General features: G+C 61.3%; 15 protein-coding genes. 9 read left to right on the forward strand and 6 right to left on the reverse strand.

Features of this window, described 5'->3' with window-relative positions; translation table 11 throughout:
* Window positions 1–229 precede the first annotated feature (229 nt).
* The 3 genes from GL4_RS15380 to GL4_RS15390 are packed head-to-tail and all read left to right on the forward strand — an operon-like array spanning window position 230 to window position 2,686.
* On the forward strand, window positions 230–1,180 hold the full coding sequence (locus GL4_RS15380; protein WP_244462639.1) for an ABC transporter substrate-binding protein: 951 nt from the start codon (window positions 230–232) through the stop codon (window positions 1,178–1,180).
* On the forward strand, window positions 1,177–1,974 hold the full coding sequence (locus GL4_RS15385) for an ABC transporter permease (protein ID WP_244462640.1): 798 nt from the start codon (window positions 1,177–1,179) through the stop codon (window positions 1,972–1,974). Before GL4_RS15380 ends, GL4_RS15385 begins: the two co-directional genes overlap by 4 nt.
* Window positions 1,934–2,686 (forward strand): ABC transporter ATP-binding protein, encoded by a 753-nt coding sequence (locus tag GL4_RS15390; RefSeq protein WP_045368836.1) that lies wholly within the window; start codon window positions 1,934–1,936, stop codon window positions 2,684–2,686. The genes GL4_RS15385 and GL4_RS15390 overlap by 41 nt, the downstream gene beginning before the upstream one ends.
* 37 nt (window positions 2,687–2,723) lie before the next feature.
* Here the strand turns inward: GL4_RS15390 and GL4_RS15395 are convergent, their stop codons facing one another.
* The 3 genes from GL4_RS15395 to GL4_RS15405 form a co-directional block, all read right to left on the reverse strand.
* Entirely contained in the window at window positions 2,724–3,539 is an 816-nt protein-coding gene (locus tag GL4_RS15395; RefSeq protein WP_045368839.1) for an ABC transporter permease, read from the reverse strand.
* Window positions 3,536–4,315, reverse strand: a complete 780-nt coding sequence (locus GL4_RS15400) for an ABC transporter ATP-binding protein (RefSeq protein ID WP_045368840.1) — start codon at window positions 4,313–4,315, stop codon at window positions 3,536–3,538. The genes GL4_RS15395 and GL4_RS15400 overlap by 4 nt, the downstream gene beginning before the upstream one ends.
* A gap of 265 nt (window positions 4,316–4,580) precedes the next feature.
* Window positions 4,581–6,095, reverse strand: coding sequence for a porin (locus GL4_RS15405; RefSeq protein ID WP_052464631.1), 1,515 nt, complete (start codon window positions 6,093–6,095; stop codon window positions 4,581–4,583).
* 719 nt (window positions 6,096–6,814) lie between these two features.
* On the opposite strand from GL4_RS15405, the gene GL4_RS15410 reads away from it, so the two are divergent.
* The 3 genes from GL4_RS15410 (at window position 6,815) to GL4_RS15420 (ending at window position 9,007) form a co-directional block, all read left to right on the forward strand.
* Entirely contained in the window at window positions 6,815–7,195 is a 381-nt protein-coding gene (locus GL4_RS15410; protein ID WP_045368843.1) for a response regulator, read from the forward strand.
* A 304-nt stretch (window positions 7,196–7,499) separates the two neighbouring features.
* On the forward strand, window positions 7,500–8,732 hold the full coding sequence (gene hemA / locus GL4_RS15415; RefSeq protein WP_045368845.1) for a 5-aminolevulinate synthase: 1,233 nt from the start codon (window positions 7,500–7,502) through the stop codon (window positions 8,730–8,732).
* Window positions 8,733–8,746: 14 nt separating this feature from the next.
* Entirely contained in the window at window positions 8,747–9,007 is a 261-nt protein-coding gene (locus tag GL4_RS15420) for a hypothetical protein (RefSeq protein ID WP_045368847.1), read from the forward strand.
* Window positions 9,008–9,033: 26 nt separating this feature from the next.
* Here GL4_RS15420 and GL4_RS17810 read toward each other — a convergent pair whose 3' ends face one another.
* From GL4_RS17810 to GL4_RS15430, 3 genes are all read right to left on the reverse strand, one after another.
* Window positions 9,034–9,195 carry a hypothetical protein gene (locus tag GL4_RS17810; RefSeq protein WP_172653385.1) on the reverse strand — a complete coding sequence of 54 codons (162 nt, stop codon included), beginning with the start codon at window positions 9,193–9,195 and terminating at the stop codon, window positions 9,034–9,036.
* Window positions 9,196–9,259: 64 nt separating this feature from the next.
* Window positions 9,260–10,210 carry a DUF4339 domain-containing protein gene (locus GL4_RS15425; protein ID WP_045368849.1) on the reverse strand — a complete coding sequence of 317 codons (951 nt, stop codon included), beginning with the start codon at window positions 10,208–10,210 and terminating at the stop codon, window positions 9,260–9,262.
* A 134-nt stretch (window positions 10,211–10,344) separates the two neighbouring features.
* Window positions 10,345–11,769, reverse strand: a complete 1,425-nt coding sequence (locus GL4_RS15430; RefSeq protein WP_045368851.1) for an FAD-dependent oxidoreductase — start codon at window positions 11,767–11,769, stop codon at window positions 10,345–10,347.
* A gap of 196 nt (window positions 11,770–11,965) precedes the next feature.
* Here GL4_RS15430 and GL4_RS15435 point away from each other — a divergent pair, with 196 nt between their 5' ends.
* From GL4_RS15435 to GL4_RS15445, 3 genes are read left to right on the forward strand one after another with little or no spacing between them, the layout of a single operon-like run.
* Window positions 11,966–12,733: an SDR family NAD(P)-dependent oxidoreductase gene (locus GL4_RS15435; RefSeq protein WP_045368853.1), complete on the forward strand. Its 768-nt coding sequence runs from the start codon at window positions 11,966–11,968 to the stop codon at window positions 12,731–12,733.
* 12 nt (window positions 12,734–12,745) lie between these two features.
* Entirely contained in the window at window positions 12,746–14,590 is a 1,845-nt protein-coding gene (locus GL4_RS15440; protein ID WP_045368856.1) for a glycoside hydrolase family 15 protein, read from the forward strand.
* Window positions 14,591–14,601: 11 nt separating this feature from the next.
* Window positions 14,602–17,016 carry a fatty acid cis/trans isomerase gene (locus GL4_RS15445; RefSeq protein WP_082025720.1) on the forward strand — a complete coding sequence of 805 codons (2,415 nt, stop codon included), beginning with the start codon at window positions 14,602–14,604 and terminating at the stop codon, window positions 17,014–17,016.

Below are 17,016 nucleotides of genomic sequence, written 5' to 3' on the forward strand. Positions count from 1 at the left end.
GGCGCATCTTGTAGATTAAGCCGCGCCACTCGCCGACGACGCGCCATAACGATTCCAGGCCTTACTAGCAGGTCACGGCCCCGCGCACCTGTCCGCGACTGTTGCCCAGGGTGCGCATCGCCCGACCTCCTCTCAAGAGAACCTGGAACAGACCGACGCTTGGAGGAAACTCACACTTGGAGATGACCCGTTGCGCCTACGCCTGCTAGCCATATTGTGCCTCGCCTTCGTGAGCTGCCTGCCCGCTCGAGCGGAGAACGTCACGCCGATCAAGGTCGGTGTCCTGAAGTTCGGCACCGTCAATTGGGTCATGGATACGATCCAAGCCAACGGCTTCGACAAGGACGAGGGGATATCTCTCGAGGTCGTCCCGCTCGCCAGCACGCAAGCGACCGCCGTCGGTCTTCAGGGCGGTTCGCTGGACATCGTCGTAACCGATTGGCTCTGGGTTTCACGGGAGCGGACGAGCGGCGCCGACTTCACCCTTGTCCCATTCTCGACGGCGCTGGGCGCGATCATGGTCCCGCCGGACTCGCCCATAAAGACGCTGGCCGACCTCAAGGGCAAGAGGCTGGGGGTCGCGGGCGGCCCGCTCGACAAGAGCTGGCTCCTGATCGTCGCCTATGCGCTGCGGACGGCCAATATCGATCTTAGGACCGAAACCACCCAGGAGTTCGGGGCGCCGCCGCTTTTGGCGGCACGGGCGAAGCAGGGCCAAATCGACGCCGTGCTGAACTTCTGGCCCTATGCCGCCCGCCTCGAAGCGGTGGGGTTCACCCAGCTCATTGGACTTGAGGACGTCGTACGGGAACTCGGCGCCAAGGGAGAGGTTGCCATGCTCGGCTATGTCTTCAATGCCGACTGGGCTGAGCAGAATCCCAAGGCGATCGACGGCTTCGTTCGCGCCGCGGAGAAGGCCAACGAGCTTTTGGCGACTTCGGATGCGGAATGGGAACGGCTGAAGCCGGTCATGAGCGCGAACGATCCCAGTTTCGACGGAGCCACTTTCGAGGCGCTGAGGCGCCGTTTCCGTGAAGGCATCCCCGAGCGAGAAACCACCTCGGAAGAGGCCGACGCAAAGATCCTGTACCAGTTCCTGCGCGAGCTGGGTGGCGCGAAATTGGTCGGCAAGGGGGCCGAACTTGCCCCCGGAACCTTCTGGCACGGGTCCGCCCAGTGACCACGGTGGAGGTACAGTCCGGGGTGCGCCAAGCCTCTTGGTACATGCGCGGACCATGGGTCTCGATCGTGTCCGTGGCTGCCTTTGTGCTGATCTGGTTCATCGCGGCCCATGTGGCCCAAAGCCGGCTCCTGCCGGGTCCGGTCGAGGTGCTGAACTACGTTATCGAGGAGTCGCTGCACGGCGACCTCATCTTTCAGCTCGGCATCACGCTTTGGCGCGTGCTAGCGGCCTTCGTCGTGGCCATGGTCATAGGCAGCGCCGTCGGACTGCTCATGGGTGAGCTGCCCGCCGTCAACCGGGTGCTCGATCCGTGGCTGATCGTGCTTCTCAACCTACCGGCGCTCGTCATCATCATCCTGGCCTATGTCTGGTTCGGCCTGACCGAGGCCGCCGCCATCGGGGCGGTCGCGCTGAACAAGATCCCGAACGTCATCGTGACGCTGCGCGAAGGTGCGCGATCGTTGGACCCCGGGCTCGACGAAATGGCACGGGCCTACCGGCTGACGCCGTGGAGCAAGTTTCGGAATGTGACTCTGCCGCAGCTCCAGCCCTATTTCGCGACCGCCTCGCGAACGGGCCTTTCCCTTATTTGGAAGATTGTTCTGGTGGTCGAGCTGCTGGGACGTCCGAACGGTGTCGGCTTCGAGTTGCACCTGAATTTTCAGCTTTTCAATGTGACCGCTATCCTCGGCTACACGCTTGCCTTCGTGGTCGTCATGCTCGCGATCGAATATCTACTGGTACAGCCCCTTGAAAGATACACGACACGCTGGCGTAACAAGCCAGTTTAAGATCCGCATCGGGGAAAAGACCCATGTCGGCGCCGACGGCACGCGGCTGACGGCGATCCGCGAATTGTCGCTCGACCTGGCGCCCGAGAGCATGACCGTGCTCATGGGGCCCTCGGGGTGCGGCAAGACCACGTTGCTACGCATTGTGGCCGGGCTCGATGACGAATTCACCGGCGAAATCGACATGCCGGCGCATGCACGGTTGGGGTTCATGTTTCAGGAGCCGCGCCTCCTGCCTTGGCGAACCGTGCAGCAAAACATCGAGCTCGTCGCCGCGCCCGGGTTCTCTGGGAAAGATCTCGAAACTTTGGCAGAAGCGGTGGGGATCGCCGAAATGATGTCTCGTTACCCGCAAGAGCTTTCGCTAGGCCTCGCTCGCCGGGCGGCGCTCGCACGCGCCTTTTCGACGGAGCCCGACCTCCTGTTGCTGGACGAACCGTTCGTTTCCCTCGACGAACGCACCGCGGATCGGCTCCGGCGCCTGCTGCTTAAGGTCTGGTCCGCGCGGCCCACGACGGCCGTTATGGTCACGCACAATCCACGCGAGGCCCTGCAACTTGCCGACAACCTCGTGGTAATGGCGCCGCGGCCAACACATGTGCTCGCGGTCGAGAGCATTGACGTGCCGCAAAAGGACCGCGACCCGGCAATGATCGAGGCGCTGCTCACCGATCTCTCCAAGCGCTTTCCGGCCAATTTCTCAGAGATGTAGACCTCAACGGCGCTCGACCTTCGCCTATGTGGCGCGGTTAGCCCCCGGCGGGCGCCGTCGCTTTGCGCTGCTGGATGCCACGCGACGGATCGTAGGCCCATACGGATAGCCCCAGGAACACGACCGTGCAGACCGCCACGACCGCCAGGGCCTCCCAGTTCATCTTCTGATAGAACGCGAACCGGATCAGTTCCACCGCCCAGGTGAACGGGTTGTAGAAGCAGATCTCGTAGAGGATCCAGCTGCCTTCCTGCATCTTCCAAAGCGGGTAGAGCGCCGAGGAGGCGAAGAACATCGGGAAGATGACGAAGTTCATGATCCCGGCGAAGTTCTCGAGCTGCTTGATGGTCGACGACAGCAGCATGCCCAGCGCACCGAACATCATACCGGTAAGGATCAGGGCCGGCAGCGCAAGCACGTACCCTAGGGGCGGCAACTCCACGCCGAACAGATAGGCCACGGCCAAAAACGTGTAGACCTGGAACAGGGACACAAGCACACCGGCAAACAGCCGCGCGATGAGCAAGAACCAGCGCGGAAGCGGTGTGGTCAACAGAACCCGCATCGAACCCATCTCGCGGTCGTACACCATCGACAGCGAACTCTGCATGCCCTGGAAAAGCTGGATCATCGCCAGAAGGCCGGGCGTGATGTAGACGTCGTAGGTGATGTACGTCTCGTAGGGCGGAATGATCGAGATTCCGAGGGCCGCCCGGAACCCGGCTGCGAAGATGATCAGCCAGATCAGGGGCCGGACGAGCGCCGCGAGGAACCGCTCCCGTTGCTGCAAGAAGCGCAGGAGCTCCCGCCAGACAATCCCACCGAAAGCACGGGTGTAGTGCAACAGGGTCATACGGCGACCTCCTCCACGCGATCTCCGGTGAGACGCCGGAAAGCCTCCGCCAAACTCGTCGACCCCGTCTCTTTCTCGATGCCGGCCACGTCGCCGCGCGCGACCACCCGCCCCTTGTTGATGACGACGAGAGCGTCCTCGCTCTCCACCTCGTCGAACAGATGCGTCGCCCACAGGACGCCGATATTGTCTGTGGCCGCCAGCTTGTGAATGTGGCGCACGATGGCGTCGCGCGTCGGATCGTCGAGGCCGATCGTGGGCTCGTCGAGAAGAAGCAGTTTCGGGCTATGAAGAAGCGACCGCGCGATTTCGACGCGGCGCCGGTGGCCGCCGTTCAACGCCCGCACCTTCTCGCCGATACGTTCGGCCATGTCGAGCGAGGCCAACGCCTTCTCCATGCGCGTATCAGCTTCCTTCCGGCCGAGCCCTCGCAGCGAGGCGAAGTAGCGAAGGTTCTGACGCACGGTAAGGTCCAGATCGAGGGTCGGCTGCTGAAAGACGACCCCCAGCGGGGCCAAGATCTTGAAGCCCCACTCGGCCGCCGCCTTGCCGTCGATCTCGATACGGCCGGTCGGGGCGTCGAACAGACGCGTGATGAGCGAGAAGAGCGTGGATTTGCCGGCGCCGTTCGGCCCCAAAAGGGCCGTCACCCGTCCCGGATAGACATCGAAGCTGACGTCGTCCAGCGCTTGTTTGGCGCCGTACCAGTAGGACACGTTCTGAACCGATAGCACCGGCTCCGGCGTTCCGGCAGCGCCGGAGACTGATTCTGCCATGCTCCTCCATCCCCTCGGAACTCTTGCGGTTCCTGTTCGGGCTTCGCTCCTCGTTCGTTTCCTCAAATGAGAAATAGCCTCTGGCCCGGCCTTTCACAAGCATCCCGCCGGATATCGGCATCGGTGCGTGGCTCACCAGCGCACGGATGCCAAAGACCTCTCGTTGATGTGATCGACGGGTTGGGGAGAACGTGCCGGCCTGCATTAGGCAAAAAAGAAGCCGCCCCGAGGGGCGGCTTCCGTAAGTGTCGTCTGGATTGGTGGATTAGAAGAAGATGATGCCACCAACCTGGAACAGATCGTAGTCTTCGAAGCCCTGGCTGACGTTCCGGGTCGTGCCCGTTGCGCCATTGACGCCGATGAAGTCGATGTCGGCTGCCTGGTGCTGCCAGCGAGCGAACACGTGCATCGCTGCCGCGTCGATCTCCTGGACCGCGCCAAGACCCCAGCGCTGGATTTCCGAACCCGTCACGTACAGGCCGTTGACGAAGTTGCCGTTCACGTCCACGCCACCGGCGCCGCAGAAGTTGGAGGCCGTGCCGCCGACCCCGGCGAAGCTGGCGCAGTTGTTCGTACCAGCAACACCGTTGAAGCCGTCGTTATACTGGCCGTACTCGCCGTAAAGGACCGTCGCGCCGAGCGGGTTCCACGTCCGCTTCAGGAAGCCCTTCAAGTACCAGGAGTCCCAGCTCGGGATGCCCTGCTGCACGCCGTTGTAGTTCACGTAGTTCGCGTCGATCTCTTCGTAGTTGTAGTAACCGTAGATACCGAGACCGGTCGGAGCGTGCATGACCGTACCGCCGAACTGGTTGATCGAGGTCGACCCCGTCTGGTTCGCGCTGAACAGGTTGCCGTTCGACTGCGTGTACGAATATGCCGCCGAAATCTTAAAGTCACCCCAGTCGCCCGTGTAGAACACGGCCAGGTCCCAGATCTCAGGCGCATCGTTCACCGGAGCAGCCCGGAAGCTGTTCGAGTAATCGTCCGTGTAAGACGCCTCGATCCGGAAGCCCCCAAACGTCGGCGAGTCGTACCGGATACCGCTCTGCGGAGCACCGTAGCAGTCGCCGCCGACCGGACCGACCAGCGAACAGTTCAGGAAGTTGCCCCAGGTCATGCCCGAAAGGCCGTTGAACCCGGAAGCGCCGTTCTTCGGACGAAGCAGGAACCCGCCGCCTTCGAAGAACACCGCGTTCGATTCGATCACCGTGCCGGAAATGTCGGCCAGAACAGCCGCGTTATCCGACGCAGGGCTCAGATAGCCCAGGTTGATCGTGCCGTAGTCGTCGCTCTTGATGTACATGTACGAGTACAGCGTCTGGATGCTGCCAAGGCTCAGCGAATCCTGGGCAAACTGGTTCGAAAAGATACCGAAGTTGTTGCCGTTCAGCAGATTGCCGGCCCACGCGCCAGGCGTCGTAACCGTCAAGTTGTAACCGCCCGACCACCCAGGAGCGATCGTCGCAGAACCCGTGATCGCAAAACGGGAACCAAGGTCGACGTCCTTCGTGCCAACCCAGCTGTCCGTCAGCGCGCCGTCATCCCACCAGTTCATCGACTCGATGACCCAGCCAGATACCGTCACGGATACCTTCTTGTTCCCCTTCTGCACCGCAGATGCTTCAAGCTCGGCTACCCGCTCTTCAAGATCCGCGCAGCAATTGCCGCCGTAGCCCTGCGCACTCGCAGGCGCAGCGCTCAGAGCGTAAACCCCAAGCCCAAGCGCGGCTGCAATGGCAATGCGGCTGGATGTTCTTGTCAGTCCCCCAAACATCTCCATGTCCACCTTCCCTGGCCAAAATTGACTAATCCAAAACTCTCGTTCTGCGGCGGTTAAGCGCCTTACCGGCTTAGCTGTCGCCAAAATTATGGACGAGTTCCCGCCAGCAGAGAGTTCTACTGTCTGCTTATACGCGATCCCCCTCGAAGGTAAATTGCTAACAAACCGTGCGAGCCCCTTTTCGCTGAAGTTGTGACATTTCGGCCACGAAATATTAGCGCTGTCCTGGGCCCTGCGACCCACCCGATCGCGCTGAGATTTGCACGTTAAATCAGTGTCTTAAGTTGAAGGCGGCGCGTGCGTGCGGCTGATCCCGTAAGAACCGGCGTAGCCCTGCGGCTCGACCAGCCGCCGGCCGGTTTTGCACAATTCGTGTCCATCCGCGGGTGCATTTCAGGGCACTCCGGATTCACCTCTATGCGCCAACCTGTTACCTCCTTCCGGTGGAGCATTTTCGGGTCGCGACGGGGTGGTGTTTGGGCTAGTACTCATGGGTCGGCTTCGGGTTCCGAGGCCGGGCGGGCAAGCTTCCGACGCCTCCGGGCGCGGACGGCACGGCCACATCTCGGGCCTGGTTTTGCTTCGGCTGGTCTCGCCGGGGTGGCCTCGGTCGAATCGCCTGTGGTGAGTCGCCTGTGTCCGTCGCACCGGCGTCCGGGCTTGCAGGGCCTAAAAATCAATCAACCCAGACCAGGGATGAAAACAGGGCGACGCAGACTATGCCTTCTCCGAAAAACGAGCCCCTGAAGGGACTTCGCGTATTGGTCGTCGAGGATCAGGCGCCGATCGCACTCCAATTGGAGGACATGCTGCTCGAATCGGAGTGCGAAGTCGTCGGTCCTGCAAGCCGGGTCGGGCAGGCTCTGAGGCTGCTGAGCGACAATGCCGTCGACGCCGCGGTCCTCGATCTCAACGTCGCAGGCGAACTGGTCTACCCGGTGGCCGACGCCCTGGAAGCGCGCGGACTGCCTTATGTATTCGCCACCGGCTACGACCCGAGCGACGTGGCCGGCCGTTACGGGCACCACACTGTGCTTCAGAAGCCCTTCTCGCGGCGGGTGTTCCTGCAAGCCATTCGGGACACCGTCCGGCAGGACTGACCGGGGCGCCGCCGCCCTGCGTTGCCGCCAATCCGAGCCCTCCAGGCCCAGGGGTTCGGAAATTGAGATGCGTCAAACACAATTGTGAAAGCCGTGCGACATTGGGTCGGCAATTCAGCGGCCCGTTCTCCTTGTGGTGACGCCGTGATTGGGCTAGGTAGCAGGTAAGGCTTCAGTACCGGTTAGGACTTTACGCAAGCCCTACAAGAACTTGTGCCAACCGGGCTGCTCAGGCTCTCCATTCCGTTCGACCAATTGCTGGGTGGCGTTGGCGAACGCCAAGGGTCTAGGGAAACGGAGACACATGGACTACGAGAATCAGTTCCGCCAGCATCTTGAGTCTTTGCATCAAGAAGGCCGGTATCGCGTTTTTGCAGATTTGAAGCGGCGCTGCGGCGCCTATCCCGTCGCCGATCATTACACGGAGAGCGGCACGCGGGATGTGACGGTCTGGTGCTCCAACGATTATCTGGGCATGAGCCAGCATCCGGCCGTGCGCGACGCGATGCACGAGGCGATCGACCAGGTTGGTGCCGGCTCCGGCGGCACGCGCAATATCTCCGGCACGACGCATTATCACGTGGAACTGGAAAGCGAGCTGGCCGACCTTCACAACAAGGAAGCTGCGCTCCTCTTCACCTCCGCCTATATCGCCAACGACGCCACCCTCTCTACTCTGACGCGGCTCATCCCGGGCCTGCAGATCTTTTCCGACGCGAAGAACCACGCCTCGATGATTGAAGGCATCCGGCACGGCGGCGGCCCCAAGCATATCTTCCGGCACAACGACCTCGAGCATCTCGAGGACCTGCTCAAGTCGGTCCCGCTGGACACGCCAAAGCTGATCGCGTTCGAGAGCGTCTACTCCATGGACGGCCACATCGCGCCGATCGGTACGGTGTGCGACCTGGCGGACAAGTACAACGCCCTGACCTATCTCGATGAAGTCCACGCCGTCGGCCTGTATGGCCCGCGCGGCGGCGGCATCGCCGAGCTTGAAGGCGTGATGGACCGTGTCGACATCATTAACGGCACCCTTGCCAAGGGCTTCGGCGTCATGGGCGGATACATCGCCGCCAGCAGAGCGTGCTGCGACGCGATCCGCTCCTACGCCCCGGGTTTTATCTTCACGACATCCCTGGCTCCCGCCATCGCGGCCGGCGCCCTCGCCTCGATCCGCCACCTGAAGCGGTCGGAGATCGAGCGGGCGCGGCATCGCGAGCGTGTGCAGACGCTCAAGTCCATGCTGGCGGATGTGGGTGTCCCGGTGATGGACAACCAGAGCCACATCGTACCCGTGATGGTCGGCGATCCGGTCCACTGCAAGGCCGTGACGGACACACTGCTCACCCACTACGGAATCTACGTGCAGCCGATCAATTACCCGACGGTGCCGCGTGGTACCGAGCGCATGCGGCTCACGCCCTCGCCCGTACATACCGATGCCCAGATGGCCTATCTCGTCGACTCGCTTCGCGAGCTGTGGGCCGCGTGCCCCGTCGCCAACGGTCAGTACGTAAGGCTCGCGGCGGAGTAGCCGCGAACGATCCCATGCGCGCCCGGGCGTTTGCCGCCATCGTCCTCCTCGCGAGCGCCGGTCATCCAGGACCGGCCTCGGCTTCCGCCGCAGACGGCGAGCTCTGCCTCGGTGCCGCGGAAAAGGTCGACGGCGGGCAGACGTTGTCTGCGGAAGAGATCGAGGAAGCGCGCGGCGCCTGTGGGCGCGCCATCACCGCTACGGCAAGCATCTTCCAAAAGTACCAGTTTGAAGAGGCCTACTTCGCCGTTACGGGGGAGCGCTACAAGTACTAGGTACGGCGCTCGGCTCGAACGGACAGCTACCGCCGCATGATCCACGCAGCGGTAAAGGATACGGCCAAAACAATGAGCAGGCACAGCAGCACGACCACCCCGATCGCGCCGAGAATGCCTTTGAGTGTGCCCCAAAACCCGAATGTCGCCACCATGGCGGCAAGCAGCAGCAAAACAATTATCGGCATGCGTCGTTCCTTTTCCGGGTTCCATCACCCGTAGAGTCTCTTTCAGGCCAACCTGATCGCCGTCCTATATCCGCCCCAACAAGAGCTTGCGCATCATGTCCGCACCGACCGCGGCTTCGACTTCGCGGAAGGCAAAATATGGGAACAAGGCCACCGAGAAAATGAGCCACCAGGCGAGCATGCCGCCCAATCCGCCGCCGAGGCTTAGTAACCCGTCCCCGATGCCGGCAAAGCCTAACACACCCATCTCCACCGCATAAGCCAGGACCAAGGCCGTGACGAAAAAGAGCGTCTTGTAGGCGATCGAATAGATCAGCGGCTTATGCGCGAGGTTTTGGAAGAACGCGTGGCGCTCCGCAAGCGGCATCAATCGCATCAGCACGAACGCGTTGATGGTGGTGAGCACGAAGAAGCTAAGTCCCACACCATATTCGGCGCTCCCGACCACGGCATGCACAGTCAGCACGACGAACACAGCCCAGAGATAGGCGCAAAAGCCGCCAAATGTCTTGAGGTCGGCGACCAGCTGCTCCTGAAACGACAACTGCGGAGGCTCGGCCTCGCCCCGTAGGGCCTTGGCAAGCGCACCGACATGGTCGTCGAGCGGATCGTCCAAGACAGAGTCGTCTTCGAACCCTTCATAATGCCGCGCGGCCGAACTTCTTTCAGCGCCGGACTGGGACGCCGCAGCGTCGATTTTTGCTGCATCTTCGGCGGCAACAAAGGAATCCGGCGCGACGTCCTCATCGTCTGGGAGGAACTCGGTGTCCTCCGCGGCAGTCTGGGATGCTGGCGTTTCATCGTCGGTTTGCGCGAGCCCGAAGATAGAGTCGGCAGGCTTCCATTCGTCGAGGCCGGCCGTCCAAAGAAGGTCGCCGGGCTGAAAGTTGCCGCCCTCGGCGAACAAGGACAACTCGCGGTCCGAAAGCGGTCCATGCTGCTGGCCGTCCCGGCTCAAATACCAGGTGGCTTCCGCCGGCTCCGCGTCTTGCTTGTTCACCCCTGCGTCCTGCATCGGCCTCCCCCCAAGCCCCAACTACAAGCCCTCGATCAATGGGTCGTGCCTTAGCATCCCCCACGATCGGCCGTCGAGGCCTCAAATTAGCGTCACGAGACCTGCGGCTGGAAGTAGCAATTTGCGCGCTGCGTCTAATTCGCTGCCAGGTGGGCGCCGAGGCGGAGACCCCACGCGTAGATAGTCAAGGACGGGTTCACCCGGCTAGCGCGAGGCAGCGGACTCCCATCGCCGACATAGAGATTCTCCATCCCGTGCACCTTGCCGTGGGGATCCACCACCGAGCGCGCCGGGTCATCGCCGGTCACCATGCTGCCCAACGCATGGGCTGTCCCGGCCATGCCCATGTATTTATTGAAGCCGACGAGCCCAGCCGCCAGGAGCCGCTCGATCCAAGCATCGACCAATGCGTGGTGCTCTTTCACGGAATGCGGAATGCGGTCGAGACTGTAATCCATAATGGACCTTCCGCCGGGTCCGCCGGAAATGATTCGGTTCTTGGGGCTAGACGAATCCTCGGTTGTGGCCCAAAAGCCGATCGCCCTCTTACCGAGCAGCTTGTCCACGAAACTCGGAACCTCGGGCGGAACCTGGGCCGCAAGGAGTTCGGCATCGATCCAGCCGAGACACTGCATTGAAGAATGAGGAAACCGGTCGTTGTAGAGAACCGCCGTCTTGCGCAGCATGTCGTGGTCCTCGAAAGGTGAGAAGCCGAGCAGCGCGGAGTTGATGTGCATCTTGAAATTCGCGCCCAGGAGATCACCGCACTCGAGCGCGAAACCGTTCGCATGCAGATGATCCTGGAGGATCCGCGGCGAGCTCATAGCGCCTGCCGCAAGCACCACCGTGTGCGCCTCGTAGGTCGATCCGTCCGCACACTGGACACCGACGATCTTGCGGGCGTCGCCCGGCGCCGACACCAGCGCCGACACGGGATCGCCCGCGATGAGTTTGAAGTTCGGCTTGTCGCGAATGTGGTCGATCAGATTGCGTTCTGAATCCGACTTCAATCCAGAGGGCGATGCGAACCCATCAAAGTGCTTCGCTTCTTGCGGGTGATCGACGATGTCGTGAGACAGGCCGAGCGGAAGCGGGTGCAACTCCCATCCCGGATCGGCCGTTGTGATCTTATCGAGCAAGGCTTGAAGCCGCGGCTCATTCTTGAAGGTGGTGATCCGCAGGAAGTCGGTTGCCTCGTCGTAATAGGGCTCCAACTCCTCGTAGCCAAAGGGCCAGCCGAGGAGGTCGAAATCGGGCTCCGCCTTGAACTCCTCAGGGCGAAAGCGAAATAGGGCCGCGCCATACCATTTGGTCTTGCCGCCCACATTGTAGAATTCGCCCGGGACGAACTGGCGCCCTTTGCTGTCGAGCCACGGCACGTGGTTCTTGAAGACGCCGTCGATAAAGACTCTGCGCACGTCCAGAGTGGAGGCGTTGCGTGGAAGGAAAGGCCCCTTTTCGATCAGGAGAACCCGCTTGCCCGCGAGCGTAAGCTTATAGGCGACGCTGGCACCTCCGGCACCACTCCCGACAACGATCACGTCATATTGGGCGGACATGATGCACTCCTTTAAGATGTGAGTCGGATAGTCCGGAGGTGGACTCGTTGATTCGCGTGGTTAACGCGCGTCAGCACCGTTGCCGATGCGATCCGTGATGTCTAGTTTGGATGCCGATCATTTGACGTCGCGTTCATGTCGTTCCGGTTACAGCGTTAGTGGAATGTGAAAAACCTTCCCTGAATGGAGACTGTAAATGCCCCTGAAGAACAAGGTCGCGATCGTTACAGGCGGAAATACGGGCATCGGCAAGGCGATCGTTCTCGAACTCGCCAAGCATGGCGTCAACATCGTGATCGACTACGTCACCCACCCGGAAGCCACGGACGCGCTCGAACAGAAGGTCGCGGCGCTTGGAGACAAGTGCATTGGGATTGACGCCGATGTCAGCAAGGTTCCCGACCTCGAGAAGTTGATCGGGGCCGCGGTCGCCAAGTTCGGCAGGCTGGACATCTTTGTGAACAATGCCGGCATCGAGACACGGACGTCGGTGTTGGACACCACCGAAGACCAATATGACGCCGTCATGAACATCAATCTCAAGAGTGCGTTTTTCGCAACGCAGCTTGCCGCCAAGCAAATGATCAGCCAGGGCGACGGCGGCAGGATTATCAACATCACCTCTGTCCATGAGGATTGGCCGATGCCGGGCAATACGGCCTACTGCCTCTCCAAGGGGGGTATGCGTATGCTCACGCGAACCGCGGGCGTCGAACTCGCACCGCACAATATTCTGATCGTCGGAGTCGGGCCCGGTGCGATCGAAACACCGATCAACACCAGCACAATGGACGATCCCGCGAAGCTCAAGAAGCTTGACGCGGCGATACCCCTCGGCCGCATGGCGAAGCCGGAGGAGATCGCGACCGTCGTGTCCTTCCTGGCAGGTGACGGCGCAAGCTACATGACCGCTACCTCGGTAATCGTGGATGGCGGCTTGATGCAGTCGAGCCCCGGTCTTTAGGGTCGCACCGCCATGGCTCTTCCCATTGAAGACTACGCCCTGATTGGGGATTGCGAGACGGCCGCGCTTGTCGGCAGGAATGGATCCATCGACTGGCTATGCCTACCGCGTTTCGATTCCGAAGCCTGCTTCGCATCGCTACTTGGGGAAGAGAACAACGGGCGCTGGCTGATCGCGGCCACGGACCCCAAGGCGAAGGTCACACGCCGCTACCGCCCCGACACGCTGATTCTCGAGACACGATTCGAGACGGAGACCGGCGCGGCAACGGTCATCGACTTCATGTATCCGTGCGAGAAGCACCCCAACGTCATCCGGCTTGTGGTCGGCGAGAAAGGCACCATCGAATTCGAGAGCGAAATCATCGTGCGCTTCGGCTACGGCGAATCCGTGCCTTGGGTCACCACGATGCCCGACGGCCGCTTGCGGATGATCGCAGGTCCAAGCCGGATCGTCTTGCAGTCTTCCGTCGAGCTGCGTGGCGAAAACTTCAAGACCAAGAGCACGTTTGAGGTGAAGCAGGGACAAACGGAGTCGTTCGCTCTGTCCTACACGGAGTCATGGATTCCCGAGCCCGTGGAGTTCGACGCCGAGTCCTTGATCCATGGCACGGAGATGTTTTGGAAAAATTGGACTTCCAAGTGCACGATGGAGGGCCCTTACGCCGACATCGTCAAACGCTCGCTCATTACTCTCAAGGCAATGACGTATGAGCCGACCGGCGGTGTCGTCGCGGCAGCGACCACATCGCTGCCCGAACACTTCGGGGGCCCGCGCAATTGGGACTATCGCTATTGCTGGGTGCGCGACGCGACCCTGACTCTGCTCGCTCTCATGAACACCGGCTACTATGACGAGGCGCGCTCATGGCGCGAGTGGCTCCTGCGCGCCGTCGCGGGCAGTCCGAGACAGATGCAGATCATGTACGGCATCGCAGGGGAACGCAGGTTGTACGAGTTCGAACTGCCCTGGCTCAAGGGCTATGAGAACTCGACCCCCGTGAGGATCGGCAATGCCGCGCACGATCAAGTGCAGCTCGACGTGTACGGCGAAATGCTCGATGCCGTGCATCAGGCGCGGAAGGGCGGTCTCGCCCCGCTGCAGTCCGGTTGGGATCTCCAACTTGCGATCATCGAACAGGTGGAGGACGTCTGGCAAAAGCCCGATGAGGGCATTTGGGAAGTCCGCAGCGGGCCCGAGCAGTTCGTGTATTCGAAAGTCATGGCCTGGGTGGCCTTCGACCGCACGATCCGCAGCGCCGAACGCTTTAAATTAGAGGGCCCCATCGAACGCTGGCGCGAGACCCGCGAGGCGATCCACAAGCAAGTTTGCGAACAGGGCTACAACAAGGAACTCAATAGCTTCGTGCGCTCCTACGGCTCCACGGAAGTGGATGCCAGCCTGCTGCTCATTCCCGCCATGGGATTTCTGCCGGCGACGGACCCGCGCATGGTCGGAACGGTCGAGCAGATCGAAAAGACGCTGATGAAGGACGGCCTCGTTCAGCGCTACGACACCTCGAAAGCCAGTGACGGCCTCCCGCCCGGCGAAGGCATGTTCCTCGCCTGCAGTTTCTGGCTCGTTGACGCCTATTTGATGATGGGGCGCGAGAAGGATGCGATTGCACTGTTCGAGCGGCTGATTGGCCTATCGAACGATCTCGGGCTCTTGAGCGAGGAGTACGACACGGAAGCCAAACGGCTGTGCGGAAATTTCCCTCAAGCCTTCTCGCATCTTGCGCTCGTCAACAGCGCCTGCAATCTCGGACGCAATGGCCGGCCGGTCGAGCAGCGCACGAATACAGAGAAGGCGGCGGCGCCGAAGAAGACCGCAACCAAAGCAGGGGCAACGCACTAGACGGAGCGAGCATGATGGCGTCGGCGCAGATCTCATCGGGAAGTCTATCGAGCCGGAGACTCACCATGCGCGAAGCGGGGCGCCTGATCGCTTTAGGCCTGGCATTGCTGTTCGCAACGTCAGCCGCCGCAGAGGAGGCCGTGCCTGCCAAAGCGGAGACGGAAGCCAAAGTTCCAAACTACATCCACGACATCCAGCCCCTTTTCAACAAGAGGTGCGTGGCCTGCCATGGCTGTCTTGGCTCACCGTGCAATTTGAAGCTCTCGTCGTTTCGCGGGCTCGAGCGCGGTGGGTTCGGCAAGAACCCCTATTCCAGCCATCTTGGCACGTACCCGCGCACCGACATGAATGTCGTTCAAACAACGGAGCAGTGGCGCAAGCGCGGCTTCTATCCGGTACTGTCCCGGGGGGGCTCGCGCGAAGAGAACCTGTCCCGGTCGATGCTGACCCAGATGATCGAGGCGGGTGCGAAGCACAACACGCCGGGATTCTCGCGGAAAGCCCTGATGCCGCTTTACGCCAAGCGTTACGAGCATCGATGCCCTGCAACCCCGGAGGCACTGTCGCAGCAAATCGAGACAAACCCCGCAATCGGTATGCCCTTCGGACTGACGGCGCTTGCCGAAAAGGACGTTGAGACGCTGCGGGACTGGGTCGCCGCGAACGCGCCTGGCCCGACGGACGCCGAGAAGCGCAAACAGGACATGGTCGCCGACCCGAAAGCTGTTCGCGCCTGGGAGGACTTCTTCAACGCCGACGACAAACGATCGCAGCTCGTCTCCCGCTACATCTTCGACCACTTGTATTTGTCGATGATCGTCCTTGACGAAAGTCCTGGCGACTTCTTCCGGCTGGTCCGTTCGACAACCGCGCCGGGAGACGCAAGCCAAAATCCGCCGGCGCGCGTCGACGTCATCGATACGCCGTTCCCTTACACCGACCCATACAAATATGCCGGGGTCGATCGTTTCTACTATCGACTGCAGAAAGTCACGACGCCGCGCGTTCAGAAGAACCACTTCGTCTGGAAACTCAACAACGCGGATATCGAACGCCTCAGGAAGCTGTTCTTCGGTCGCGACTGGGGCAAGCATGTGCATCTCGATGGAAAGCACGATGCCCCCTGGGACCTCGGCAATCCCTTCAAGGTCTACGAAGCGATTCCCGTCGAAGCGCGCTACCGCTTTCTCCTCGAGAATTCGGAGCTGATCGTTTCGGGGATCACGTACGGCCCCGTGTGTCTCGGACAGACGGCGACCTACGCCGTGAAAGACCAGTTCTGGGTTTTCTTCGTCGATCCCGAATACGACGTATCCGTCCGCGATCCAAAGCTGGGGCTGGAGACCTGGGAGACCTTTATGGATAGGTCTCTGTTCGGCAACGACGCTTACGAGCAGGCCTATGGAGCCGCGCTCAAGAGGCTTCGGCCCAAGGGCTACACGATCGACGCGATCTGGAACGGGGATAAAACCAACGACAACGCCTGGCTGACCGTCCTGCGACACGAGTCGAACGTCTCGGTAATGAAGGGGCGGCAAGGCGGCATTCCGCGGACGCTATGGCTGATGGACTACAGCGGCTTCGAGCGCATCTATTACGACACGGTCGCCAACTTCGAATATTGGTCGGGAGATTTGCCCAAGCTGGAGACACTCATCTTCTTCAACTATCTGCGCCAGGAGTTCGAGGATAACTTCCTCTTGCTCCTACCCGAGAGCGAACGCCGGAGATTCCGTGACGAGTGGACACAAGGAGTAGGCCAAATCGCGCTCGCCCTCGAGCCGTTCGCCGGCGAGGAACAGCCGACGCAGGTCAAGACATCCGCCCGCGACCCTATGCTCAGCCTCATCGACGATATTCAGGAGCATATGGGGGAGAGGGTCAGCGGTCCGCCGGACCTCTTGAATCCGCACGTGAAGCCGAAGGTCTCCCTGGACGATCCGATCAAGAGCTACGACGAGTGGGTCGCCGCCGCATCCCTTTTGACGCAGACCCGCGACTACAAGTTTCCGCGCTTCCTGCCGAGCGTGATCATCCTGCGGCTCAACGATCCTGAAGGACATGCGAGGGTCTATTCGCTCATCGCCAACCGGGTCTACGAGACCCAGGACACGATCCTGTTCCAGAACGGCGAAATGCTTCCGCACCTCTATACGATGAGCATCTATCCGACCATCGTCGGCGGGTTCCCCAATTATTTCCTCGAAATGGACCTCAGTCAGGCCGCTGACTTCCTGCGAGGCCTGCGCGATGTAAAGACTCTCAGGGACTGGAATCGCCTGCGCGACACCTACGGCATCTTGCGTAACAGTCCGCGGTTCTGGGAGACCTATGATTGGTTTACCACCTGGAACGAAAAGCACCGGGGCATCTACGCGGGCTATCTCGACCTCTCCTACTACGACCTCTTCGACTCGGTCTACTAG

This window comes from Methyloceanibacter caenitepidi (assembly GCF_000828475.1).
Taxonomy (GTDB): Bacteria; Pseudomonadota; Alphaproteobacteria; order Rhizobiales; family Methyloligellaceae; genus Methyloceanibacter; species Methyloceanibacter caenitepidi.